Consider the following 24,962-nt stretch of genomic DNA (forward strand, 5'->3'; position numbering starts at 1 on the left):
GGGAGCTGCCGCGAAAGCGGCTCCCACCCCACAGAGGGCAGGAGCCGCCGCTTCACGCTCACGGGCGGGGCCTCACCCGCCGCCGCGGCGGGTGAGGCTGATACCCATCGGCACAGTGGCCGCGATGAACGCTGTGTCCTGCGCCAGGTCCAGTCGCAGCGGGGCGAACCCGGCGCGCCGGATCGAGGCGTCCAACCTGCGGCCGTACTCCGCCACCCGTTGGGTCTTCGCCACGGTGACCGTGGCGATCGCGTAGGGGTGGATGAGCGCGTTGCCCTGCGCCAGCTTGCCGTCGAGACCGCGCACCTTCCCGGTCTCCGCCTGCTGCTTGGCCCGCACCTTCACGCCCAGCTTCTGCTTCAAGGATCCGCCGACGTCCGCGGCCCACTCGGCGTTGTTGCTTTGCCGTTCAGCCTTGCCCTGCTTGGCGATCGGGTACACCACCACAAAGGAGCGCCGCTCCCCCGGTTCGCCCGGGGTGAGCACCGGCGCGAGGGCGCCCATGACCGCGCCTTTCGCCGGCAACTTGATCGTCGAACTGATCGAGTTCCAGGCGTCGTGCGAGTAGTGGCGGAACGCGGGATCTGCACCGGACGGGCCGGCCATCGCCCACGGGATATCGGCGTTCACCTTCGGGTCTCGTTCCCGTTCGCCCAACGCGTCGATGATGGCGGCACGGTCCCCGGGCGCGAAGCCGGTGCGACAGGCCAAAGCGAGCTCGGGTGAGGTGAGCCAGTTGACCGTCGTCATACCCATCGCACCGCGCAGCTGCGCCTCCATCTCGCCCATCAGCCCGTAGAGCGCTCGGGCGCGCCCTTCGACCCCGCCACCGGATTCCTTGGCAACCTTGGCGATCCGAGACTCTGGTACCACGAGCGTGCAGTACGCCTCGGTGCGCACCGACGCCATACCCAGCCCTTGCTTCAAACCGTCGTTGACAGTCCGCGCCAGCTGCGGCCCGTCCAGGTTCCGGTGCCGTTCGACCCATTGGTCGCGCTCGGCGCCGTCCTCGGGCACCGACCGGACCATGAATATGACCTCGTCGACGAGCTCGGTGCGTTCGGCCGCTTCGAGCATCTCGCTCAGGCCGCGACCGGTCTGGTTGCGTGCCAGCGCCTCCATCATCCCGATGCCGGGGTGGACGACGGTAGCGGTGACGGCCCAAGTGCGTGTGGCGTGATTCTGGATCACGGCGACGCGTGCCATTGCGGCGCCGTGCGGCGGGCCGTCGTGGATCTGGGCCGGTTGCAGCACCCCCGGCAGATCCGGCTCGGCAAGGTCCTCAATCTTGCCTTCAGCGCCCTTGCTCGTGAAGAGGCTGAACTTGAGCACGGCGCCGAGCGAGAACCCGGTGACCCGCAACGCCCACCCGGTCGCGGAGCGGCCAAGGACCGGTGTGACGGTAATGACCGCCAACACCGCCCAGATGACCACGAAGAGCGCCGCCGCCAACCACGCAGCGTTCCCGAGGGACCAGAAGAACGGGAGTATCCCGACGGCCAGCACCGTCACCTGCCAGCCGTGCAGGCCGAAGAACCAGCCGATCTTCGCTCTGGTGTAGTCGTTGTAGATCTGCGACGTCATCGGCGTCTCCTTTCAGTTGCCGTGGTTGTGTGTCAGGCCACCGGGACCGCGGCGGCACCACCGCTGCCGCCGGCGGCCGCTCCACCCTCGCCCGCACCGGCACCACCGCCGGGGCTGTTGCCGCCGGATGAGCCATCCGCGGGGGCGCCGTCCTTGGTGATCGGCGTGTTGCCGGTGGGCGGAAGGGTGTTCTGTCCGCTGATCCCTTCGCTGATCGGGTCGCGGCTGCCCTGGTCGTTGCCCTGGTCGTTGGTTCCGGTCGGGGGCTGCGGCGTGCTGTCATCGCCGCCGTTGCCTTGCGAGCCGGTGCTGGGTGGCGGCGTCGGCCCGGTCGGTGGCTGGGTGTTGTCGTCCTGTCCGCCGTCATTGCCGGGTCCGGTCTTGGACGAGGTCTTGGATGAGTCTGAGCCGTTGTTCGACTTTCCGTCGCCGCCCTTGTTCTTCTTCGCGGTGGAAAAGTCAGGCTGGTAGGTGTTGTGCCCGACACCCATCTGGTTGGTCAGGTCGGTGCCGATGGACGCGCCCTTGGTCCCCAGGTTCTGCATCCCGCCCAGTGTTTTCGAGGCAGCCTGGCCAAGTCCGGGTCCGAGCCCGCTGAGCATCTTCTGGAATCGGCCTGACGCTTGTTCCTCGCTCGAACTCTCGCCTTGAGATTTGCCGTCCTCGTCGCTGGTCGATGCCGCGGATCCGGCGTTTGCCCCGCCGTTGCTGGAGCCACTTGCTTTTCCGCCGAGAAGGCCAGAGACCCCGCCCATCGCGCCGAGGCCGGCTCGCATTCCGGCGCCGGAAGACGTGCCCGGGTCCACGAACGCCAGCAATTTGAACAACGCCAGCGGGCTGAACACCCCGATGCAGATCAGCACCACGCTCGGCAGGGCCGTGCCGATCGACTTCTGCGTCGAGTCGGTCAGCCCAGTGGCGACCCCGCCGGCCATCTTCACGCCGATACCGAGCACCAGGATCATCAGCACGGGGCTGAGTGCGGCGGCGTGGAACCAGCGCAGCGATTTCCAGAACCAGGCCTTGCCAGCGTCTGCTACCAGGCCCGCAGCGGAGATCGGCGTGGTCGCGGCGAGCACAATGAGCGCGCCCGCACGGGCCAGCATGACCATGAAGTGCCCGAAAGCCGCGAGGATCACGAACAAGCCCATCACCCCGAGCACGGTGGCGACAGTGCCGTCGGTGATGTTCTTAGTGGAGATCTCCTTCCAGGGGTGCCACAGCGACCAGGAGTTGACGTGCAGCAGGCCGCTCATCAGGGCCCGGGTGAGACCGCCGCATGCTGCGACGACGGCGACGCCGTAGGTGATCCCGGCGCCCCAAACACCGACGAACTGGGCGGTACCGATAGCGACAGTCGCCAGACTGCGGCCGTCGCGGCGGATCGCGGCGGTGCCGAGCTGGACCAATGTCATGAGGCCCACCAGGGCACCGGCGATCCAGAAGGTGGTTTGGTACACCTGCGAGCCGGGGCCGTTTTCGCTTAGATCCGGCACCAGGAACGCGTCCATGAAGTTCAGCACGAGCTGCAGCAGCCACAACCCGGCGTTCCACAGGCCGAGCATGGCTGCGGTCCAGCCGCCGGCGACTACCTTTCCGGCCTCGCCGGCCAAGTAGCTGAAGGGGTTCAGTTTGGAGACCCAGCCCCAGGCGTCGGTCTGGATGGCGATGCCCGTGTGCAGCATCAGTTGTCAGCTCCCGCACCGGACCAGGTGAGCCACCCGGCCTTCTTGCTCACCTCGGTGCCGGGCCACGTCGACGGCGCTTGCCCGGCCGGAGTCCCCGGCGCAATCATCCAGCGCCCGTTTGACGGTGACCATTGCATGCGTTCGCAGTAGCCGTAGCCGATCTGTGCGTCCTTGGAGATTGACGCGCGCACCTGCATCAGGACGCAGGCCACCGTCCAATCCGGGCCGTCGGTTCCTTTGATCTGGGCTCCTTGCGGCGTGGCGACGACGGCGCTGGTGGGATCGATCTGTGAGCCCATCTGCGCACTGCCGAGGAAGGCCTGCACGTTCTGCATCAGCGGCCACTTGGCGACCCCGTCACCGCCCGGTAGCGCCCACGCGTCGTAGATCTGATTGGTGGTGGCGATGTTCATGTTCTGCAGCACCGCGGTCTCGATCGCCGCCAGCTGCCCGACCGCACCGTGCGGGGTGTGTGGGAATCCGGTGTTGATCCCGGCCGGCCCGGACCGTGGGCCGGCCGAAATGGTGATGGCCGGGGCCGGCACGGCGGCTGGTGTGCCCGGGTCCGCGGCGCTCTGGTCGACCGCGAGCATGGGCGCCGCGGCGACTTCGTTGCGGTGGGCCGACCCGAGAGCGCTCGTCGGATGCGGCGACGGGACGGACTTCGGTCGGGGGTTGATGGAGCTTGTGGGCGATGAGGATGCGAAGGCGTAGTAGACGGCGAAGCCGAGCCCGGCCACCAGGGCGACGCAGACCGCGGCGACGCCGGCGACGACCGTCAGCAGTCGCGTACGCCCCCATGCCTCGCCGCTGATGTCGCTGGACATCAGATGCACCCGCTCCCCATGATGCCGTTCAACATGGCGGGCAGCACCTTGTAGCCGATGGCGGCGACGAAGACCACAACCAGCCCGACCAGGGCAACCTTGGACGCGTGCGGCATCGAGAACACCCGACCGGCGACGACGCCTCCGATCCCGGCGACGATGCCGAGGAAGAACAGGACGATCACGCCCCACATGACGTAACCCTTGATGTCGTTCACCGGCGCGGATGCCCCTTTCGGTGCCTTTGGGCAGACGGCGGCGGCAAGCGTGCTGGCCTTCGCGGCGATGTGATTCATCATGAGAGTTCCCTTTCGAAGTTGTGGCTGGTGACCAGTTGCAGGAGGTCTTCAGCGGCCGCTGTCAGCGATGTGGGCAGCGGCCGCGAACACAGGCCGCGGATGGCCAGGTCCGAATCGGTGGGCAGATCCAGGAGCCGGCCGCTGGCGTCGAGGGCGCGGGTGAGCGGGCCCTGACTGTGTGCGACGGCCTTGTCCCACTTGCGCCGTCGCGATCCAAGGACCGCCGCGACCGGTTGGCCGGCGTCCAACAGGTCGAGTGCCGTTTCCAGACGGCGCAGACCGGGCACGGTTGCGGTCGTGGCCAGCACGACGTGCTCGGCGCCGCGGACCGCTTCGCCGAGCCATCCAGACGAGGCGGCGGCGTGGCCGAATTCCCATCCGGCGGCCAGCACGGTCAGCTGCAGCACCCGGTCGGGGTCTGCGGGCACGGGCACTTCTGCGGCCGTCCCGAGCATGGTGCTGACCCGGTCGATGAGGACGGTGCCGCGCGTGCCCCGGATCCATGGACCGTGCCGACCGAGTTCTGCTGTGCTCGCCCCCGCCAGGTCGGACCCGGTCGACGACCCGCACTCGATGACCCTTGCCGGCGTGCCCGAGGCGGTGGCGATCGCCAGCGCGACGGCTGCCGCAGTGAGGGAGTCGGTGCACGGCAGCACCGGCAGGATCGTTTCCCCGGGGGGCGCCTCCCATGTCGAGCAGGACCCTTGAAGGGTGCTCGCGGCCGTCGGCGTGGGCTTGGTGTTAGGCCCAGGCCCCGGCCCCTGAGGTTCGCTTCGGACGAGGTGGCCGCGGCGGAACTCGCCGGCCGCGACGGCCTGCCACGCCCGTTTCAGCTCATCGACCGATACGGCGCTTCGGCGTCGTTGCGTGATGGTCGTCATGCGCCCTCACCGCCGAGTACGGCCCGCCGGGACGCCAGCGCCGCCCGCAGTTCGTCGGCCGTCAAGTCCCTCAAGGCGACCTTGGCCGCTTGGACCTCGTGCAGCCGCGCCACGCAGCCATCGAGTTCACGGATGGCGGCGGCTTCGCTTCCCGCGAGGTCGAACAGCCGTGCAATGTCAGCTGGTGTGCGAGCGGCCCTTCCTTGGCCCCGGTCGTGCTGCGGCATCGTGATCACCTCCGACCTGCACGAGCGGTCGGATCGGACTTGGCGCTCACTGTTCATGCCGGGATCTGCCCTCGGGAGCAGGCCGCGCTCAAGGCATCAATGCTGTTGCGCACGCGCCGGCGGACGGTCTGTTCGGAGGTCCCGAAACTGCGCGCGATCTGCCGGCTGGCGCGGTTGCTCAGCAGTCCACCGCTGCGGCCGGTTCGGGTGGGAGGTTCGCGGTCTGCTGCTTCGACCAGGCTCAGCATCAGATCGCGGTCGTATGTCGAAAGTGTTCCGTTCTTGCACGCCCAGGAAAGAATCCTGACTACTTCTTCTGCGGGGTCCTCATCGGCGGGTAGTTCCTCCCGTTCCGGCCGCATTCTTTCGGTGACGTCCGTTGGCGTGGTCCGCGCCCACGTGATGTCGTCCCGCTCGACGTGCGAGCGGACTCCGAGTTCAGCCAGGACGTGGTGCCTGACGTTCATGTAAATGTTCCCGGAGACCTTTTCGAGCCGGCGCCAGGGGAATGAGCGGATTTCCAGCCACAACTGCGACGCGATGACCTGATCGACGTATTGAGATCCGATGCCTCGCTGCAGTTGCTGGGCGAGTGTGATCATTCCCGGGATCAGTTGCAGTGCGAGAGCGGCGGCGGCTGCGGTGTCATTGCCCCCGTCGACCGCGCCGAGGGTTGCCAGGGCGTGCAGGCCGGCTTGGGTGTCGGGCGCGTCGAGTTGAGACCCGACGCGGAGCTCGAAGAATGATGCGGCGTCGGTCGCCTCGGCGAGCACCGGGTACTGCTCGGCCCAGGTCGACCAGCGTCGCGCCGCATCTCGCAGCAACTCGCTGCTCTCGCCAATGCCCAGTAGGTTCGCGATCCCGCTCTGGGGGAAGTCCGCATGGGTCATAGCCCGCTCCTTCAGTCGTGTGTCGAACACGGCAGAAGATGGCCTGCGGACGTTTCCTGTTTCGTTCCCCCTGACGGGGGGAACGAACCCGCGACCCAGGGGGAACGGTCCGCTGACCTGCAGCGATGCACGTTCCCCAAGTCATTTGCGCGAAGGGGTTGCAACGGGGGCGAACGAAGCGCTTTTCCGGGTGCTTCGTCGTGCACTGCGAGCAACTAACCGAGCAGTGGACTGGTTGCGCGCGGCCGAGGAAGTTGATCTCGCTGCGTCGGCGCGAGGGTCGCCAACCCGGGGCTGAGCCGCGGCCGGGCCGACATCCCGGGTGGGATCCACACGGCGCGCGGTCCAGGTCACGTGACGTGCGGAGTACCGGACGCCGCCCGTGTCGCCTGCGCTTCAGTCAGCGAGCCCGACCTTCTCGCAGAGCACTGGGGTCACGGGCTCGTGGACTCGCGCTGCTGTTCGATCTCCCAGGTCTGGTACTTCCCGTTGCATGCCGGCCAGGTGACGCACCCGTAGAAGTCGCCGTTTGACCCGGATTTCAGCACCACCGGGTTGACCCGGCAATCCGGGCATGGAATCGGGTCGTCGGTTTCTCCGTCCCGATTGTGGATCGTCACCTTCTTATCGTTGAACAGTTCCATCAAGAATGTGGATTCCCGGAACTTTGTGGTCAACAGCAGTACGGCTTTACGCGCGCGGGTCAGCGCAACATAGAAGAGGCGTCGTTCTTCGGCGTCGGGAAATCGGTCCGCGCCGGGTTGGGCCAGGCGCAGCAGCGGGTCGTCCTCGATGGTGCTGGGGAAGGAGTACGCGGCACCGGAAATGAGATCTAGTACGACGACATAGTCAGCTTCTTTGCCTTTTGACTTATGAATGGTGTCGGCGCTTACGGTCAGGTGCGGCCGGCTACGGTCACACAAGTCGGCAACGCGCTCGAGCGTGTGTCTATAGCGCCCGAGCACGAAGACGCTGGCAGGTTTCGCGTCGCCTGCATGCTGCTGACTGAGCCCGGTCAGGTAATCCTCCAGGGCCGCGGGATACTCATCGCCCGTGTTGACCGCGATCGCTTGCAGCGTGGGCGGGTCTTCCCGTTGGACCGAGGAGACTTGCTTCTCCAGCTGCGCAGGGTTCTTGGCGACGAACTCCCCGGCCACATCGCACAACGATTGGGGCGAGCGGAACGTCCGGCTCAGGTGGACTGTCGGGCCTTGCCCGAACCAGGTGGCGAAGTCGGTCATCACGGACAGGTCGGCGCCTGCGAATCTGTTGATCGCCTGCCAGTCGTCGCCGACCCCCAGAAGGTGTCGATCCGGCCCGGCCGTCAGAGCACGGACGAGCCACGCCCTCGCGCAGCTGCTGTCCTGCAGTTCGTCGACCAGGACCATGGTGTAGGGGTTGGCCCATCGGCCGGCTTCGATGATCTCGGATGCCTGTTTGAGCATGTCGTCGAAGTCGACCTGATTGGCGGCCGCGAGCTGGCGCTGCCATTCCTGGTGGATCGCTCGATAGAGCTGCAGGAACAGTTCGGTGCGGATCGGGATGCGCCCGGTGGCCGACGCCGCCCGCTGGCGTAGGTCCACGCTGGACAGCTGGTTGCTCTTGGCGTGGGCGAGCACGGTCCGGAACAACCGGATGATGCTCGCGTCCTCCACCGGTTCACGTCCAGGGATGTGCTGAATTTCGTGGTAGCTGTCGTCGATCACGAGACCGCGTGCTCGTAACTGGGTGGCGAGGTAGTCGAATCCGCTGCCGTCGCGCACGGATGCGGAGGTGGTCTCCAGCAGGGTGGTCCCGTGCGCTTGGTGCATCTGCCGTTTCCAGCGCATGCCCTCGCGGTAACCCTCGAAGGTCGGAGGTGGGTTGCCATCGCGGTCGATGGCCCAATGCTCGTGGTAGGCGTCGATGTCCGGGTAGTAGAAGTCCGGGTGGTACTGGCCGTGCCGGGCTGTCGCAGTGCCCACTTCGTACGGGCGTTCATACTCGTACCGGACGCCGTGGTAGAAGAGCCAGTTCGCGATGAGGCGTTCTTCTTGGCTTTTGACCACTTCGTCGTTCAGTGTGCGGTACCCGCGTATGCCGGTGATCTTGTCGTGGTCCTCCGGGCGGCCGGGTACACCGAAATCACTCAGCGGTTGGCCGAACACGAGCCGGAACAGATCCCACGTCCGCCGAAACGTCTCGTCGCGGTCCCTCAGCCGGTCGACGACACGTTCCATCCGCTTGGCCCCGTTCAGATCCACCAGGTCGCCGGGGACCCTTGGCTTGCGGCCGGTGGCCTGGCCGATGACCTCGAGCCCGAACGAGTGGAAGGTGGTGGCTTTGATCTGTTCGCCATCGAGCCTGTGGGTGTGGAGGCGTTCCACCACACGTTGGTGCAGCTCGTCAGCGGCTGCCTTGTTGAACGCCAACATCAGGATTTGTCCGGGTTCGGCGATGCCCCGCGCGAGGGTGTACCCGGCGCGAGCAACCATTGTCGAGGTTTTGCCGGATCCGGCTGCGGCGATCACTCGCACGCTGTTGTCGCACATCGCGACGGAACTGATCTGCTCCTCGGTCAGTGGCGACTTCTCGATCGTGTCGAAGAAGTTCTTCATGTGCACCCGCTCAACGGCCAGGAATTCCTGGTTGCGCTCGGCTACCCAGATCGGGATATCGGTGTGCTCCCAGGTGTGGATCGCTTGCAGTAGCGATGCCGGTTGCGTGGCCAGGAAACCAGCCAGTTCGGGCTCGCTGCGGACTTGGTCGAACACCGGGCTGGCCAGGTCCGGGCGGTCCGCCAGCCAGCGTGCGGCCAGCTCACGGGGGATCCACCGGTTGCGCAGCGTGTCCAGGTCGCGCAATACGCCCTCTCGCCACTGCTGCACCTGGTGGCCATCCGCGATGAACGTTGCGCTGAGCCGCTCGAGTCGATCAGCCTCGGCGATCACCTGCCCGATCACATCGTCGAGTGCGCGCCGTGTCTCCCGGTTCAAGCCACCCAGCGCGGTATATGCCTCTGCTGGGACGGCTACGACCGACCATGGCCATGCTCGGTCGATGGTGCGCTCCCGTAGCGCCGCGCCGGCGAGGATGTGCCACCCCATGGTCGGCCAGCTGACTCGCAGCCGCGGGCCGTCGGGGGTAGCGACCCAGTCGTGCCCGAACATCCGAGCCCAGAACGACGGCTGTACCTGCATGGTGGTCCTCCCCGATTCACCCGACGATGCACCATCGTGCACAGCCGCCCTGACAGCCGGGCCTGTAGCGGGCCGGTCAGAGGTGATCAAACGCGTCGTCGTGCTCGACGACGAGGACGTCGATCGGGTGTCCGTGGGTGTAGTTGCCGAGTGCTTTTTGGATGCAGTGCAGGGATGACGCACGGTCCAGGCCGCCGGACCCGGACCCGATCAGCGGCATCGCGATGCGGTGCATCTGGTGGGCGACCGCTGCCCGTATGACGGTGTGCACCGACGCATCGACCGTCGCCTCGGTGGCTCTCCAGACCAGATTCAGTCCGGCGACGTGGATGAGTTTGGTGTGTTCGCTCAGGTGCCCCGCATCCGTGATCACGCACCCGCCCACGGGGAGAACCCCGGCGCGGGCGAGCTGTTTCCACGGCCCGGGTCCGGTGCGGCGTTTCAATGCCCTGCTCACCCCGCCGGGGAACAGCAGCCAGCGCGGCATGTAGTTGCGGTTCCAGGGGTTGACCAGGGCGTCGACGTTGTCCATCTGCGCCAGGTCGCCAGAGATCTTGTGCACCCTCACCGCGGCCGGAACTTGTTCCGGGGTGGGGTCGCATCGTTGGCCCGGCATCAGCTGGCGGCTTTGTCAGGGTTCAGCCAGTTGCGGTTGCGGATGATCGTTTCCGTGCGCTCTGATAGCTCCGTGGGTGCCAGTCCGTCGTCCGAACGGTTGACCACGCCGGCGCGCAGGATGCGTTCCGCCTCCGCGTTGTGTCCCTCTGCGGCGGCGACGGCCGCGAGGTCAAGGCGCGGGATCTCCTCGCGAGGGGCCGCAAGGGCGGCGGTTTCGGCGGCTGCTCGCGCGGTGGTGACATCGCCGTTGCGTAGCGCCTCGGTGGTGACCATGTGTGCGACGTCGACGATGCCGCACACCATGTGATGGTCGAGCCGGTCTCCCTCGGTCAGCCAGGCTCCACCACCGGTGCGCAGTTGGTCGAACGGGATGCCGGAGACGAGTGTCAGGGCACGGCGCAGGTCTTGCATGCCGTCAGCGCCTCTGGCCTCGCCGCGTGCCCGCAACCGGCGGAACAGGTCGCCGTCGAAGAGAACACCACTGACCTGATAGACGCCCATCCCACGCTCCCTGGCCGCCGCGGACTCCTTGGCTCCGGGAAGGTATTTCTGTCCGGTCACGGGATCGGTGCCCAGCCATTCCCGCAGCGTATTGACGTCACGCCTGACGGTGCCGTCGGCGATGTTGAAGACCTCCCCCAGCTGGGCCGGAGTCACGCCAGCAGGGCGTGTCACGAGGTAGGCGAGTAGTTCGGTGTAGTACGCCTTGCGTTTAGCCACTGCGACGGCATCGCCGCGGGTGCGAGCCGAGACCGGGCCGAGCACGCTGAGCCGTGGTCTCGCACAGTCATCGCTGAACCATGCCTCGACGTCGGCGTCCAGGTCCGGGTCGGTCTCGTGCAGCTGATCCCGGACGGCGTCCGGGATCTTGGGCGCCAGGACGGCCAGATCCTCCGGTGTCGTTGCGGCCAGTGTGACGTACTCCTGGTCATCCCCGGCGAGCACGCTGTGGGCATCGTCGGCATCGGCGGTCCGCTCAAGGGTGTACTCCTCGCGCAACGCTCCGGCTTCGTTCACGAACGCGTGCCAGCCGGCCGCGTTTTCGGCGACCGGTATGTCGGTGTCGGGCTCGTCGGCCTGCCCGAACACCTGCGCGCATCCTTGCGCCTCCTCCCGCGTGAGGGTGACCGCAGCGAGTTCCAGGCCGACCGCCGGCATGGAGACCCTGCCGTCGGTATCGATGTGCAGTTCGACCTCGACGAGGTGATCATCGCTAGCTCCGCTGCGGTTGAGTAGAACGGCGGTGCCGGTCAGCCCCGGGTGGCTTTCGATGAGCTCGAGAACCTGACGTAGTTCTTTGCTGGGTTGCCGGCCGGCGAGGTCGACGATCATCACGCGCGCCTGCCAGGCGTCATCGCCGTGCCGGTGTGCGCGGGCCGTGGTGACGTCGACTCCTCCGGCCTGTTCGAGAGTGCCGATCGCGTCGGCCAGCAGTTCGGCGGCGATGTCCCTCCGTTCAGTGTCTGGGTGCAGCCGGATCCTGGCGGGGTCGAGCTGGTCGAGGCCGTCGGCGATGCCGACGCAGTCGACACGCACACCTTCGGACCAGTCATTCACGGCGAGTTCGGCCACCAAGTAGCGGACGAATTCGCGTCCGCGTTCGACATCGCCGCTGATGTTCAGTGCACCGAAGTCCTCCAGGTTGATCAGCCAAACGTCGCCCTCGTCGCCGCTGCCGATGGCGACCAGCATGGGCAATGGGGCGGCCCGGTCGTCATACTCGTCGTCGCTGCCCGTGACCAGGCCATCGGCCGCTTCGGCGGTCATCGTCCAGTGCAACCCGTCGTCGGTCCCTGTCCACGGGACGGGCAGGGTGGCCGCGTCGCTCAGGTGCAGCACGGTCTGCTCCGGGGTCCACTGCAGGGCAGCGATGGACGGCATCGTGTCGTCCTGGGTCTGCACAGCGAGATGACGCAGGATGGCGTCGATCTGGACCACCATCGGCACTGCCTGCGCGCTCACGGTGACGATCGTCTTCTCCACCGCGGCGAGTTCCGGCGGCGGGACGGCGATCGTCTTTCCGGGGCGCCGGGCGCGGAACTGTGCTGCGCGGCGGCGGCGCAGGGCCATCCACAGTCCCCCGGCCAGGACCATCCCAGCGCCAGTCAGGCCAGTCAGCATCCAGGGCGCCGTGGATTCCTGGTGGACTCCTGCGGCTGCGGCCTGGTGTACGTCATTTCCCCGTGGTGTGCTGTCGCCTGACGGGACGTGCGCCGGTGGCGTCGGTGTCACCGGAAGGGGCTGCGCCGGCTGCGTGGCCGGCGGCTGAACGCTCGGTGCTGCGGGCGCAGATGACGCGGGCGGAGTATGACGCCGCGGCGAGTTGCGCGGGGTGGCGTGGCCTGTCGGGCGCGACAACTTGGGGTGGTTGGTTGCACCGGTCCTACCGGGTATGACGATTTTCCATCCCGGCTCGATGAGGTTCGGGTTGGTCAGGTGCGCCCCGCCCGGCTGGATCGTCTGAGCTGTGGCGGCGACGATCTCGGGAACCTGGTCGGCATCGCCGAGCTCGTGTTCGGCGATGCCGCTGAGGGTGTCGCCCGGCTTGACGGTCACGACATGCTCGTGGGCAGGCGGCCCGCTCTCGTCCGGGACCAGCAGCACCCACCCGGGCTTCAGGAAGCCCGGGTTGTCGCCGAGTGTCTGGTGGTTGACCGCTGCGATCTCGGTGTACCTCTGTCCCGAGCCCAGGTACTCCCGGGCGATCGACCACAGGCTGTCGCCGCGTTGCACGGTGTATTTCACCGTCGGCGCGCTCGGTGAGCGTGCCTCCGGGGCTGCTGCTGCGCGCTCCGATCGCTTGTGCTCCGCTTTGGCGGTGTGCGTGTCGACGGTGGCATGGGTGGATGCAGTCGCGACCTGGTGCGCCGGCAAGGGTGCCGCGTTCGCGGCCTGCGCCACAACCGGGGATGCCGCGAAGAGCATGATCGCGGCGCCGACCAGGCCGCGGGCCGCGGACTGCGGCATGCGCAAGCCCGGTAAGGTGGGAGCGTGGATGCCGCGGATCCGCGACACCACTTCCACCAGAATCGACAGGCTGAGGAATGCCCAGCTTGCCCAGGCAATGATCTTGATGACGCTGAGCGCCAGCGTGCCATCGTCCGGGCTAATCAGCGTGGTGCGAATCGTCTCCCAGGACGGGACGGTGTGCGGCAACGGGTCGGCACCGACAGCCAGAAGAACCAGCGGCAGCGCGACGACGATCCCGACGATCGCCAAGAGGGCCATGAGCCCTGCGGCACGTTGGCGAATGTTGTTCATCGTTCGTCTGTTCCTCTCTCGGCGAGCCCGTTCATACGCCAGATGTCGGCTGCTGCCGCTTGGCGCCCATGTTGTGCGCCTAACCTCGGGCACCGTTCTGCACCCGCTCCAGGTGCGCGGTGCTGTGTCCGGTCACCGGAAAGCTGTTCAGGCCGATGACCGACAGGAACTTCGTCGCGTACTGGTCATGCGTGGTCACGGTCAGCGTGCTTCCATGCACGGTGACGCTGCCGTGTACCCCCGCCGCCGCGAGATACTGCTCGGCGGCCGCGGCTGCCTGCGTGGTGTTGACGCTGAGGGTGTCGCCACGGATCGCCGAGTTGGCTGTCACCTGTTCGCCGGCGGCGCGCGCGGCCTGCGCGGCGACGTCGCGGGCGCGCTGCTCGGCGTGCACTTGCCCGGTGAGATCGACCGCGAGGCCGACCAGGATCACCATCATCACACTGGCGGTCATGATCAGCACGCTGATCGAGCCGCGCTCTGGGTCGGTACGAAGTAACCGCCTCATCACCGCTCCCTGAAGGTGTCGATGGGGCTAGTCGCCGACTCAGTGACTGTCAAGGATCCTGGTACCCCGGGTATGGACAGATCCGACAGATTCACCCGGCATGTGACGGTTGCCGTCACCCGTGCCGGGGTGCCAACGGGCGCGCTGAAGCCAGCAGTGTCGACCGTCACACTCTGCGTAATGCACTGCACTTGTTGGTTTTTCAGACTTGCGGCCCCGGCAGCCGTCGCTGTACCGCTCGCGTCGCCCGCACTGCGGGCGATGGATGCCGTGCGGGCCGCGTCTGCGGCCGCGGACTCCACGGCTTGATGCGCCATGATCGTCCGTCCGCCGAAGATGATGAGCCCGACGAACAACATGAACGCGGGTACGCCGATCACCGCCTCGATGACTGCCGAGCCCTCGTCTTCGTGCCGATGTGTTGCCTTGGCCAACACTCGTCCCATGGGCATCATCCGGTGATCCGTTCCACGGGCACAGTCGCGCTCTGGTGCACGGCGATCGTCCAGCCGGGTATGACGCTCATGCTGCTGCCCGAGACGGTCACCGTCGCGGTGGTCGCACTGCGCGAACTGTGTACCGAGGTAGCAGAAATGACGCCTGGTCCCGCATCGGCGAGGAGTCCGGCGGCTTCCACGGTTCCTGCACCGGCGGTTCCGTACTGTGCTCCGGCCGCACGTGCGCCCTCCTGCGCGGCTGCGATGGCGACCGCCCTGGCGTGATACCAGAGTGCGGCCTGCATCCCGGCGAACAGGACGGCGAGCACGGCGGGCAGCAGGAGCACCATCTGAATGGTGGCCATACCGCGGTCACCCGACCCGTGGGCGGGCAGAACCCGGCGGCGCAGCCGCCCGCAGATGCTGGTCACGGTCATCCTGGGTCGCCTCTTGCCTACTTCAGGGTCCCGGCCTTCGACTTGACGTATGCCGTGATGGCGCCGACGGCGATCCCGACGATGATGATGATGGCGACGGCCCACAGGACGTTCTCCATCGTCAGGGAGCCGGCTTCGTTGTCATGCTCACGCAAGGTCGTCTTGGCACGGTCCGACAGCTCATTGCCTTTGTCGGTCAGGCGCATTCCCAGGGTGTGGAGTGTTGCGATCAGGTAGGTCATGATGTCGCCCTTTCTGGTGGTTCGGTGATCGTTGGTCAAAGGTGTCGGTTGGGGATGGCTGGGCGGTTCGGTGTGCGATGTCAGACCCCGCCTCCCATGACTCGCAGCAAGGCCGGCGCGACAAGTAACGCCATGAAGATGACCCCGAGAAGCGACATCGGGATGCTCATCCGTTCACCGATCTCGTTCGCCTTGGCGAGCTCGGTGTTGAGCATGGCGGCTCGCAGCGACGCAGAGCGTGCCCGCAGCTGGTTGTAGGTCTGGGCGTCTTCCTCGCCGGAGAGCCGAAGGATGCTGGCCAGGTCCTCCAGCTCCGGCAAGCCGAGTTCGTCGGCCAGGCCTTTGAGGGCGTCCCACGGAGCGACGCCGTTCCACCGGGACCGTGCGAGTTCTTCGCTGAGACGTCTGAACACCCAGCTATCTCCTACTGCTGCGGCTACTTCCATCGCTTGGCGTGACCCGCTGCTGCTGTTGCGCTCGAGCGCGACCAGATCGATGTAGGCGCCTAGCGCGCGAGAGAACTCCGCTCGCGACTTTTTCGCTTCGTCGCGTGCGTTCAGATCTGGGATGAAGAACATCACGGCAGCCAGGGCGATCGTGGCGATGACCGGGAGAACGATCGGCGGCTGGAATCCGAATACACCCAGCAGAAAGGTGAAGAACGGCGGGATGACCAGGCCGACCGCGGCAAACATCAGCTTCTCGCCGTAGAACCTGGCCACCGGAATCCGCAGGATCGCCAGTTCTTTGGTGGGGGTGCGCGCCCACGCTGCGGCCGGAAAGGTCTTCATGGCCCACCTGCCCAGGCGCTCCGTGCGGTCCGCGGGTTCGGCCAGTAGTGCGGTTGTGGTTCGGCGTCCGTGTTCGGGCGAGAGCCTGTCCAGGGCATCAGCAAGGTCTGGCTCTGCTGGGATGAACCGCCAGACGAGACATACCACGCCGAGCGCGATCAGCGCTCCACCGAGCAACGCCAGCTGGAATCCGGTAGTGATCATGCGGCGTTCTCTTTCACTTCGGTCCCGATGAACCGGGGGATCTCTTCGCCCTCGGCCATCCGGCGCATCCAGATCAAAGTCGCGACGTATGCACACAGGAGCAGCCCGGCGATCGCTTCGCCGATCGGTGTTCTGTACGGGGCGACGTACTGCCCGGTCATCGCGAGGAAGACCAGGACGCCTGCAGTGATGGTCGTCACCCACCGCGCGGTAGAGCGTGGCTTGGCACGGTCCGCCTCAATCTGCCGGCGGGCACGGACGTCAGCGGCGACGGATGCGGCGAGGGCCTCCAGCACACTGGCCAGGCCGCGGCCGCGGCGTCGTGCGCCGAGGATCAGGTTCGCCGCGACCAGGTCACCGGTGGGGTCATCGAGGTCGTCGGCGAACGCCCGCAATGCGTCCTCGGTGTTCCAGCGGGCTTGCAGTCGCCGGACGAGAAGATTCACCTCGGGTGCGATCGGTTCGGGCACGGACCGGCCCGTGGCGATCAGCCCCTGCTCGAGGCCGACTCCCACGGTCAGGACGCCGGCCAGGGAGCGGATCCAGTCCTCGAGTGCTTCGAGGCGATCGATCTTCGCAGCCGCACCTTTCGATGACAGCAGCGCGGGCAGACCGACGACGGCCGCTGGGACGGCGGCGATCGCGATGATCCATCCGGTCAGGAGGGCGATGATGAGGCCTGCGCCGGCCCCGCCGAGTAGCAAGGCTCGCGTCTGGGGAGACGTTTGTGCGAGCCTGGCCACGAGCGGCAATCGGGTCCGGGCCGGCGCAGGCGGCTTCTCGGGGGTGCGGCGGAAGCCGAGGATGGTGCCAAGCACGCCACCCAGGATCAGCGCGCCAGCCATTGCCGGGATGAACGGCGTCATCATGCTCGCCCCTGGCTCTCGATCTCGAAGGCTCGAGTATCGAAACCGAAGGCCTCCAGGTCGCGCAGATGGTCGGGGAGCACCGCCGCGGTCCCGGGCCCACGGGGGCTCGGGCGGAACACGTGCGTAATGGCGTAACCGATCTCCTTCTCGCCAGGTTCGACGGCCACGATCTCGGAGACCCACCGCTTGCGCTTTGTCTGGCCGTCTTGTGCGTTGCCCGTTTCCAAATTCACGTAGACGACCAGATCGATGTGTTCAGCGATGGCGCGGGTCGCGTACTCCGGTGTCACGTGTGCGCCGGCTTCCATCGCGCACGTGATCAGCTTGCGGATCGCGCCCGAGGCGCTGCCAGCGTGCGTGGTGCTGATCGAGCCTGTGCCGGACTGCATCGCCTTGATCATGGCGATGACTTCCTTGCCGCGAACCTCACCGACGATCTGTCGTGACAGGTTGAACCGAAACGAGTCGTACAGCAGCTCGTCGAGGGTGACCTCACCGGCGGGGCGGCCGTCTGGACCGATCTCCCCCGAGCCCGGGCGCGCCTCGAACGGCACGATCCGCCGGTGCTTCTTACCGAACTCGTGCAGGTGCAGCTCATACTCGGTCTCGAACGTCCCGATCCGCTCGTATGGGTCGAACTCGGCGCACAGCGCACGCACCAGCGTGGTCTTGCCAGCACCTTGGTCGCCTGCCACCACGATGGACTTCTTCGCCTTCACCGCCGCACGCAGGAAAGTGACCTGCAAGTCGCTGAGCGTGCCGTTGTCGCGCAGTTGATCCAAGTCGACCTGTTGCAGCCGGTGTCGCCGGATCACCACTGCCGGACGCGGCGTGTTCCAGGCAACCGCAGCCATGCGGGCTCCGCCGTCCAATCGCATATGCAGCCTCGGCTGCGCCTCGGAAAACGGTCGTGTGTTGCCTTCACTGCGCGATGCCAAGAAGGTCAGGAACTCCAACAGCTCTTCGTCGGAGTCGGCTACCGGGGGACCTGCGCGAAGGCTGCCGTCGGCGTACTCCAACATCACGTCCTCGGCGCCGTAGATTTCGACGTTCTCGACCTCGTCGTCATCGACAATCGGTTGCAGACGCCCCAGCCCGAACAATGCGTTATAGATGGCTTCCGCGAGCCGCTGCTGCTCGTCGAGAGTCCACGCGTTGTCTCCGTCCGCAACGGCGTCCTGCGCGGAGTCCTCCAGGAGTTCGAGGATGATCGTGCGGCCAAGCTCCCGCCGCGACCGCTCGTCCAGGCCAACTCGCTCGTCACCCAGAGCGGTCAGGAGCTTGTCCGAGGCCTGCTTGCGGAACGCGGCCACCAACGACCAATCAATGTCGGCGTGGGCGGTCGCACCGCGTCGCCGTGGAGTAACGAATGGGTTTTCGCCCGAGCGAATCCGTTCCGGCCGGGAGCTGAGCCGGGAGCGAGCATGGTCGATCGACTCGACCTGCCCGCCAGCTTCAGGCTCGGCAAACAGTGGAAGCGCGGTCGGGTCTGGGATGGCGGTCGGGTCAGTCGGGTCGCTCGGCCCCTCATGGGGGTTTGCGGTCATGCGCGTGCTCCCGTCTCCGCGGTGCCCAACTCAGCGCGATTGGCTGCGATAGCTCCTTCCGCGGCCGCGCAGGTCGCACGTATGCCGCGAACCAGTGAGGCGCTGTCGAATTTGCGGGGCTTGTGCGCGCCGTTGGAGAACACTTCAGCCATCTCCGGTTCCCACGGAACGGTTGCGGCCACGGGGATCTGCAGCACTTTCGCGACCTCCGCCGGGCCATACGGGCGGCCTTTGCCGATCAGCAGTGTTCGCAGTTGTTGCAGCGCGCCCCGCCGCTCGAAGGCATCGTGCAAAGTGTTCGCCCAGGATCGGGCTCCGGCCAAGGACGGCAAATTTGTCCTCGTCGTGAACAGGGTCAGGTCGGATCCGTAAATCAGCGCATCGGGTGAGTTGGTCATCCCCAGCCGGCCCGCGTCAACGATCACGTCCTGGCCCGTTCGTTCGAGCCCACGCAACACGGCCAGCAAGGGCTCCCACACGTCGACCAAGCTGCGGGACTGAGCGTGATTGCGCACACCAGCCAGGAGCATCACCGTCGATCCCTGAATCGGGATTACATTCGTCGCGACCGCGTCAGCAAGGGCGCCGCTGCGGTGCGCCAACGCCAAGTCGATGAGTCCGCGGGAGCTCGCAACTTCACCGCGGAAGAATCCGGCCAGCACACTGCTCCCACCCGTGGGGTCGGCTTCGACAAGAACGACCGGTCGAGGCCAGCACACCGCCATGCCGAGGGCCGTGCTGGTGACTCCGGGTGAGCCCGAGGCCGACATCAACGTCACAACGGCCATCAGTGCTCCCGAGAATCCAGCACGATCGCGACCTTGCCCGTTGAGGCCTGCACGGCCAGTTCGGCGGCCTGCGAGTCGGGAACGGCGACGTCGACGACCTGCTGACCCGCACTGCCCCCGGCTTGCACATCGACGACCGTCGCGGTTGTCGAAGCCCGTGTAGTTGCCGCTGTGGAGCCGCCTTGGCCGCCTGGCGTTGTGATCACGCGAATGTTGTCTCCCGGCTGCAGGGCGATAGCTGGCAGCTGCCCCGGAGTGACACCGACGCCAACGACGGACTGCCCACTTGCCGGCACAAGGGTGCTGGTCACCGCGCTCCAGGTGAGCAACCCGCCTGCGGCCATGTCGTATGCGGCACGTTTGCCGACGACCTGGCTGATGTCATTGCCGGACACTGGCGTCACACCGCTGTCTGCCCTCAGCCGGACGGTCATGAGGTCGTTGCGCTGGATGACGTCACCGCGATGGACGATCGTCCGAAGCGCAATAACCTCCTTCGCCGAGCTCGCCGAGGTGTACGCCATCATGCCGAGCAGTGCGCCCAGGCATACCGCTGCCACCGAGGCGGCGATCAGGACCGGCCTTCTGCGGAGCTTGGTCGGCGCGGCGACCACCTGCTCGTGGCTGTTCGGTTCCTCCGTCGGGCTCTTCGCGTTCCGGCGTCTCGACTGCTGCTGTTCCTCGGTCGCGATGACCATGATGTCTCCCCAGTTACTTCTTCATTGAGTGAGGACTTGCGCCTCGCCGATGCGAATAGTCGTCGTCCTCGTAGTGGTGACCGGGATCGTTCCCGATTGGCCGATGCCCGACCAGTTGATGACCCAGTAGCTCGTCGCGGTCACCGTGTAAGTGCCCTGCTTGGTGTACATGTCGTGCCCGCAGGTCGGGGACTTCGACTTGCCCGCCGCGTCGTAGTACGGGGTGCCCTTGTTGGCGCAGCTGATCTGCTGGCCATCGCCCATATTCCAGACGATGTGATCGACCTTGCCGGTCGCCGTCACGGTGTAGCCGGCTGCTGAGGCGGATTTGGTGATCGGGCCCCAGGTGTTCGGAGCCGGGCTCTTGACCCACATCCACTGCGGCATCCCGACCAGGCCGACCGACCCCCGAGCGTTGCGCGGCACGATCCCGATCGTGATCGCTTTGAGGTCCATCGCCGCGGTGGCCTCGCGCGCCAGCGCCACCGGGTCAGGTGGTGCCTTCGGCCCACCCGGCTGGGTCTGTGACCAGAAGAAGAACCGCGAGGTGATCATGTCGCACTGGTAGACCGTGCCGGCGGTGTGACCGCCCCAGATCGCGTCCGACTTCGGCGGCTGCGGCTTCGCCACGCTGACGTAGCACTGCTTGTCCGGCGACCACCAGGCCCCACCGTAGGTGCATGGGATCGTCTTGCCCGTGGCGTTGTTGACACACTTCTCCTTGCTGTTCGGGGGCGGTTTCTTTCCCGGGGGTCCCGGCGTCGGCGGCGGCGTGGGTGTCGGCCCTGGCGGGCCGGGCACCACAATGGTGATCACGCACCGGTGCTGCGTCGGGTCCCACGACGAGCCGGGCGGGCAGCTGACTCCACCTGCAGCGTGCGCAGACGGTGCCGCGGCAACTCCGACGAAGGCCAGCGCCGCCCCGGCCGCGAGAGCACCCGCCCCAGTCCGTCTTCGGGTCAGCATGTCCCGGTCTGTCTCTGAGTCGTGACGTACCACTTCAGGGTCTTCGGATCCTGGGTAACCCCGTAAGCCCAGCCGCTGCGTGAAGTGCCCGGCGGCACCGAGCGCGGCTTGCCGTTCTTGTACGGCGTTACCTCGCTCACGTCGACGCACGCGGCCACCTTGTAGGTCAGCGGGTCCACCGCCGATGTCGCGGAAGGACTCTCGACCATCGTCGAGCCCTTCGCCGTCTCGCCGCGCTGGCGCGCCGCGCCGATGTTGTACTGGTACTGCGCGAGCACCTGGCCGCGCGCCACCAGGTCGAGCGACGTCAGGTCACCCTTGGGTAGGGCATCTAACTGGTCGACCTTCTTCCAGAACGCGATGACGGCCGCGATCGCAGCGGCCTTGTTCTTGGCAAGTGGGTCCGTGCTCGTCGACGTGGACGGGCTCGCGGAGGTCGGCATGCTTGAGGGCGTCGACGAGACCGCGGACGTCGATGTGCTCGACGACGGCGCGCTGCCGCCACTGTTTGAGCAGCCACCTGTCGCGGCGATGGCCACAGCTGCGGCCACCCCGACCAGCGACCGGCCGCAGCGAGTGTTCAACTTCGTCCCTGTCATGTGCTTGTCCTCATTCATGGCTCCAGTCTCTTGAAGCTGTGGTCTCCCCCGTCGTGCGCGGCAACCTCGAATTATGATGTTTTTACACTAGTGGTTTTTCATCACTGGTCAACCACTTCGCGGACGGGATCAGCGCCTCTCGCCCAGACGGAAGTCCAACTCGCTGCGAGCAGACCAGCTGCCCGCGATGCACGCCGGAGCGGCTCCGAGGACGTTGGCTTGCGGCTCTGCCAGAACGAGGTAGTGCTTGTCACAGTCGACACCGAGTGCCCGCCCTCTTCGACCGCGTTCGTTCGATGCGGCCTTCTGGCACGACACGGGATCCGATCGGCGGCCGGCGGTGTGGGCGCGAGTCATTTGGACCTGGCCATCCCTGTGGCCAGGGCGCGCATCTGGCCATTTCGCGCGTGTCACAACAGCGGCGACCTCTGGTTGAGGCCGACGCGGGCGGGAACGCGGATCGCGCGTGGATTGACTGCCGCTATCCCGGCACGCGCTCCAGCTCATGGACGACATACGAAGTCACCTCTGGTGAGCGCCAGGGGCACACACCGTGCTATGCAATGCCTCGTGAGGCACCGCATCCTTAGCTCAGGACTCCGACCGAGACGACAGGCGCAGAGCCGAACTCACGTGCGTGAGCGGCAGCGGGATAATACCTCGCACACCTTCAATCAGAAGTCGCCAGCGGAGCCTAGAAGTGCCCTCATCACCGGGGCAGCCGACGGGATCGGGATCGCCCTCGCGAGACACCTCGCAGGCACCTATCAAGAGCTAATTCTTGTTGATACGGCTGCGGATTCGCTCGTCAGCCTAGCTGCCGACTTGCCGTGCCAAACGAAGATAGCGGCACTGGATGTCACGGCCGAGGCATACCGATTCGACCTCGCAAGCCTGGTCGAAAAATCACCACTTCTTGACGGTGTCTTTACCTTCGCCGGTGTTATGCACACAGGAGAAGTGCGCAGGAGCACCTTCGAAGACTTGGTACGAGTCATTAACATCAACCTGATCGGCACGATCGCAACCGTGCATGCGTGTCTGCCATACCTCACTCCTGGTTCAAGCATCGTCACCGCGTCGAGCGCCATCGAAAGCGTCGCGATGCCCCGCCACTCGTCGTATGTTGCCAGTAAGGCCGGCGTCTACGGGTTCACGCGGACCCTGGCAAACGAGCTGGATCAAGAAGGCACCGGGATCCGTGTCAGCACCGCCCTGATCGGTGGCGTTCGCACTGACATTCTGCGCAACGGCAGCTTCGCCGAGAACGAGGACCGAGCCGACCGGTCGGCTAGCTTCGACCGTCGTGTCGGCCGGTCATCAGCCGACCAAATTGCTCGCGCCATCGTGCGCGGCCAGCAGCATGGGTCGCGGGTGATATACGCCGGCCTCGATTCCCGGATCGCGGCACTGCTCGCGCGGACCATCGGTCGTTACACTCGACTTCCGCGCGTCTGACCTTTGGGGGGGTGCAGGTATGTCTGAGCACGAGTGGTGTCTAGTCGAGACTTTTGGTCTTAAACCACCTACATTGATTGGTCTCGGCTCCAGGCCACGGAGCATGGTGCCGCTGGACCGGTTCTTTGCCCGCAGCCGGACCTCCCTCGGCATGGCACGCACGGCCCTGGAGCACGTCGCGGAAGCCAATGAGCCCTGTGACATGGTTGACACTGCTGGACGCCGATGCATTGCTCACCCGCTCAGTGCCTATGACGGCCAGGTCAACGGCGCTTGGCTCTGGCTGGGACACAAGGACGAGCCAGAACCTGCTACGCCTCATGACCCCGCTGGTGCCTGGTACTTCAACCTCACCAACTTCGAAGTGGGCGGATCCGACGAGCTACTCGACCTGTACCGCCAGCCCAATGACCAGCGGCGCACCAAGCGAGCAATGGGCGAAGCCTTCACCCGCCTCACTGCCGGCCCGGACGCTTCCGAGGCGCTTGCCAAGATCGTGCAGTCAAGACCTGGGAGCGAACACCAGGCAGTTTGGACAGTCGTCTGCGATGACGGTGACCGGCGTGCGGCTCACTTCTCCTGCCGGGCTGTACTGCACAGCACGGAGGACGGCCCGCAGATCATCATGCATGGCATCACCCACGACATCGGCCCTGCAGACGACGTACCCCAAGCTCCTCACCTCGCGGTCCTCGAGCGTCGCGTCCTGGACGCAGCAGCTCAACCCGGCACCCACCGCGCGATCGTCGACGTACGCACCGGCCACATCATTCAATGGATCGACGCACCACCCTCGTCCATTGACTGGGCCGTACCCGGCATCGACATTTTTCATCCGGACGACGCCGCAGTGGTCCACCATCTGAACCGCCTAGGCGAGAACGCAGTCACCGCATCCCTCCGCCTACGTTGCACCGATGTGACGTGGATATCCGTGATCGTGACAAGCCAACCGATGCTGCTCAACAACTCGACGACGGCCGCGCTCTGGACCATCGATGTGAACAGCTCGTTAAATGGATAGGGTAATTGTCTCGGACGACCATGCGGCTTTCCATGATTCTACAGGCCGTCATCAGGGAACCTTCAAATTCGCCTGGCTTGACCACGGCTTGACGGCTTCACGGCTTGACGGCTTCTCCTCACACCGAACAACCGGTCGCGCGCCGACGGACGCTCGCGTGTGACTAATGGCGGGAGCCTGCGTCGAAATATTGGACGACCGACAGACAGTTGGAAGGATCGAAACACCACGCTCGTCGCTCGGCGCGCGGGCAATCTCGTCACTCAAGCATGTCTTGCGTTCTTGACCGCGAGTTGGAAGGCACGCCGCACTGCGAGCTGATCGACAGCGAGTTTCGCAGCCATGCCCCTCAGAGAGTCAACGCCTGGCATGCGGCTGCTGACACCTCGCTCCCAGCGCTCATACGTCGACGTCGAGACAAACGCACTCTCTGCGACTTCCGCCGTGCTCAGCGCGACCCGTCTACGCAGAGCACGCAAATCAGGTGCCTCAGAAGCGATACCAAGTAGTTCCTCAACTGAAACATTCAAAGCGATCGCCAGCGCACTGACTGTCCGTGCCCTCGGGGCCATCTCCCCACGCTCCCACACCGAGACGCGTTCACCGCCCGAAACCCCTACAAGCCGCGCCAACTCGTGCTGCGTCAGACCAGCGCGTACACGGGCGGACCGCAACGCAGATGGGCTGAAGTCTGGCACGCAGCAACCATAGGGCCTTCGCCCCAATGCGATACCGATCACGTCGCATCCTTGACCTGTGAACATCGGCGACGCGGACTGCCACGGCGAGGTCGACCGCAGCCTGCTCAGCCACGAGCGTGGCCGGCGGTTTCGCACACCCCCATCTGCGAGGACATGAGATGACCGCCACTGCATACCCCGGGTCGCATATCCTGGCCGTCAGAGCGGGCCGGTCGCGACAGCTACCAGGAAGCATTCAC

General features: G+C 66.2%; 24 protein-coding genes. 2 read left to right on the forward strand and 22 right to left on the reverse strand.

Annotated elements, in window-relative coordinates; genetic code table 11:
* Positions 1–72: 72 nt before the first annotated feature.
* The 21 genes from ACN8HC_RS06205 to ACN8HC_RS06305 form a co-directional block, all read right to left on the reverse strand.
* Entirely contained in the window at positions 73–1,584 is a 1,512-nt protein-coding gene (locus ACN8HC_RS06205) for an SCO6880 family protein (RefSeq protein ID WP_188835766.1), read from the reverse strand.
* A gap of 32 nt (positions 1,585–1,616) precedes the next feature.
* On the reverse strand, positions 1,617–3,269 hold the full coding sequence (locus ACN8HC_RS06210) for a TrbL/VirB6 family protein (protein ID WP_188835765.1): 1,653 nt from the start codon (positions 3,267–3,269) through the stop codon (positions 1,617–1,619).
* Positions 3,269–4,099, reverse strand: coding sequence for a hypothetical protein (locus ACN8HC_RS06215; RefSeq protein WP_188835764.1), 831 nt, complete (start codon positions 4,097–4,099; stop codon positions 3,269–3,271). The genes ACN8HC_RS06210 and ACN8HC_RS06215 overlap by 1 nt, the downstream gene beginning before the upstream one ends.
* The gene (locus ACN8HC_RS06220; protein ID WP_229749464.1) at positions 4,099–4,398 is read right to left on the reverse strand and encodes a hypothetical protein; all 300 of its coding nucleotides are present in this window, start codon (positions 4,396–4,398) and stop codon (positions 4,099–4,101) included. The genes ACN8HC_RS06215 and ACN8HC_RS06220 overlap by 1 nt, the downstream gene beginning before the upstream one ends.
* A complete protein-coding gene (locus tag ACN8HC_RS06225; RefSeq protein WP_188835763.1) occupies positions 4,395–5,054 on the reverse strand; it encodes a hypothetical protein in 660 nt (219 codons plus the stop codon). Before ACN8HC_RS06225 ends, ACN8HC_RS06220 begins: the two co-directional genes overlap by 4 nt.
* A 221-nt stretch (positions 5,055–5,275) precedes the next feature.
* On the reverse strand, positions 5,276–5,506 hold the full coding sequence (locus ACN8HC_RS06230; RefSeq protein ID WP_148043232.1) for a hypothetical protein: 231 nt from the start codon (positions 5,504–5,506) through the stop codon (positions 5,276–5,278).
* Between the two features lie 53 nt (positions 5,507–5,559).
* On the reverse strand, positions 5,560–6,396 hold the full coding sequence (locus ACN8HC_RS06235) for a hypothetical protein (protein ID WP_188835762.1): 837 nt from the start codon (positions 6,394–6,396) through the stop codon (positions 5,560–5,562).
* Between the two features lie 434 nt (positions 6,397–6,830).
* On the reverse strand, positions 6,831–9,575 hold the full coding sequence (locus ACN8HC_RS06240; RefSeq protein ID WP_490074001.1) for a UvrD-helicase domain-containing protein: 2,745 nt from the start codon (positions 9,573–9,575) through the stop codon (positions 6,831–6,833).
* Positions 9,576–9,651: 76 nt separating this feature from the next.
* Positions 9,652–10,137, reverse strand: a complete 486-nt coding sequence (locus tag ACN8HC_RS06245; RefSeq protein ID WP_490074002.1) for a macro domain-containing protein — start codon at positions 10,135–10,137, stop codon at positions 9,652–9,654.
* Positions 10,138–10,190: 53 nt separating this feature from the next.
* Positions 10,191–13,454, reverse strand: a complete 3,264-nt coding sequence (locus ACN8HC_RS06250) for a LysM peptidoglycan-binding domain-containing protein (RefSeq protein ID WP_188835760.1) — start codon at positions 13,452–13,454, stop codon at positions 10,191–10,193.
* 79 nt (positions 13,455–13,533) lie between these two features.
* Positions 13,534–13,962 (reverse strand): pilus assembly protein TadG-related protein, encoded by a 429-nt coding sequence (locus ACN8HC_RS06255; RefSeq protein WP_188835759.1) that lies wholly within the window; start codon positions 13,960–13,962, stop codon positions 13,534–13,536.
* Positions 13,962–14,417 (reverse strand): TadE family protein, encoded by a 456-nt coding sequence (locus ACN8HC_RS06260; protein WP_229749461.1) that lies wholly within the window; start codon positions 14,415–14,417, stop codon positions 13,962–13,964. Before ACN8HC_RS06260 ends, ACN8HC_RS06255 begins: the two co-directional genes overlap by 1 nt.
* Entirely contained in the window at positions 14,414–14,836 is a 423-nt protein-coding gene (locus ACN8HC_RS06265) for a TadE/TadG family type IV pilus assembly protein (protein WP_188835758.1), read from the reverse strand. Before ACN8HC_RS06265 ends, ACN8HC_RS06260 begins: the two co-directional genes overlap by 4 nt.
* A gap of 17 nt (positions 14,837–14,853) precedes the next feature.
* On the reverse strand, positions 14,854–15,078 hold the full coding sequence (locus ACN8HC_RS06270) for a hypothetical protein (protein WP_188835757.1): 225 nt from the start codon (positions 15,076–15,078) through the stop codon (positions 14,854–14,856).
* An 80-nt stretch (positions 15,079–15,158) separates the two neighbouring features.
* Positions 15,159–16,073, reverse strand: coding sequence for a hypothetical protein (locus ACN8HC_RS06275; protein ID WP_229749460.1), 915 nt, complete (start codon positions 16,071–16,073; stop codon positions 15,159–15,161).
* The gene (locus ACN8HC_RS06280; RefSeq protein ID WP_229749459.1) at positions 16,070–16,942 is read right to left on the reverse strand and encodes a type II secretion system F family protein; all 873 of its coding nucleotides are present in this window, start codon (positions 16,940–16,942) and stop codon (positions 16,070–16,072) included. The genes ACN8HC_RS06275 and ACN8HC_RS06280 overlap by 4 nt, the downstream gene beginning before the upstream one ends.
* The gene (locus ACN8HC_RS06285) at positions 16,939–18,489 is read right to left on the reverse strand and encodes a TadA family conjugal transfer-associated ATPase (protein ID WP_188835756.1); all 1,551 of its coding nucleotides are present in this window, start codon (positions 18,487–18,489) and stop codon (positions 16,939–16,941) included. The genes ACN8HC_RS06280 and ACN8HC_RS06285 overlap by 4 nt, the downstream gene beginning before the upstream one ends.
* Positions 18,486–19,151 (reverse strand): hypothetical protein, encoded by a 666-nt coding sequence (locus ACN8HC_RS06290; RefSeq protein ID WP_490074003.1) that lies wholly within the window; start codon positions 19,149–19,151, stop codon positions 18,486–18,488. Before ACN8HC_RS06290 ends, ACN8HC_RS06285 begins: the two co-directional genes overlap by 4 nt.
* Before the next feature lie 125 nt (positions 19,152–19,276).
* On the reverse strand, positions 19,277–19,975 hold the full coding sequence (locus tag ACN8HC_RS06295; protein WP_188835754.1) for an SAF domain-containing protein: 699 nt from the start codon (positions 19,973–19,975) through the stop codon (positions 19,277–19,279).
* A 21-nt stretch (positions 19,976–19,996) separates the two neighbouring features.
* The gene (locus ACN8HC_RS06300) at positions 19,997–20,791 is read right to left on the reverse strand and encodes a hypothetical protein (RefSeq protein ID WP_188835753.1); all 795 of its coding nucleotides are present in this window, start codon (positions 20,789–20,791) and stop codon (positions 19,997–19,999) included.
* A gap of 143 nt (positions 20,792–20,934) precedes the next feature.
* Complete coding sequence (locus ACN8HC_RS06305; protein ID WP_490074004.1) at positions 20,935–21,558, reverse strand: hypothetical protein; 624 nt, start codon at positions 21,556–21,558, stop codon at positions 20,935–20,937.
* Positions 21,559–22,173: 615 nt separating this feature from the next.
* Here ACN8HC_RS06305 and ACN8HC_RS06310 point away from each other — a divergent pair.
* Both ACN8HC_RS06310 and ACN8HC_RS06315 read left to right on the forward strand, forming a co-directional pair.
* A complete protein-coding gene (locus ACN8HC_RS06310) occupies positions 22,174–22,998 on the forward strand; it encodes an SDR family NAD(P)-dependent oxidoreductase (protein ID WP_188835751.1) in 825 nt (274 codons plus the stop codon).
* Between the two features lie 19 nt (positions 22,999–23,017).
* The gene (locus ACN8HC_RS06315) at positions 23,018–24,022 is read left to right on the forward strand and encodes a GAF domain-containing protein (RefSeq protein ID WP_188835750.1); all 1,005 of its coding nucleotides are present in this window, start codon (positions 23,018–23,020) and stop codon (positions 24,020–24,022) included.
* Positions 24,023–24,285: 263 nt separating this feature from the next.
* On the opposite strand, the gene ACN8HC_RS06320 is transcribed toward ACN8HC_RS06315, so the two are convergent.
* Positions 24,286–24,897 carry a helix-turn-helix domain-containing protein gene (locus ACN8HC_RS06320; RefSeq protein ID WP_490074005.1) on the reverse strand — a complete coding sequence of 204 codons (612 nt, stop codon included), beginning with the start codon at positions 24,895–24,897 and terminating at the stop codon, positions 24,286–24,288.
* Between the last annotated feature and the right edge of the window lie 65 nt (positions 24,898–24,962).

The sequence above is a fragment of the Flexivirga sp. YIM B11880 genome (genome assembly GCF_058148645.1).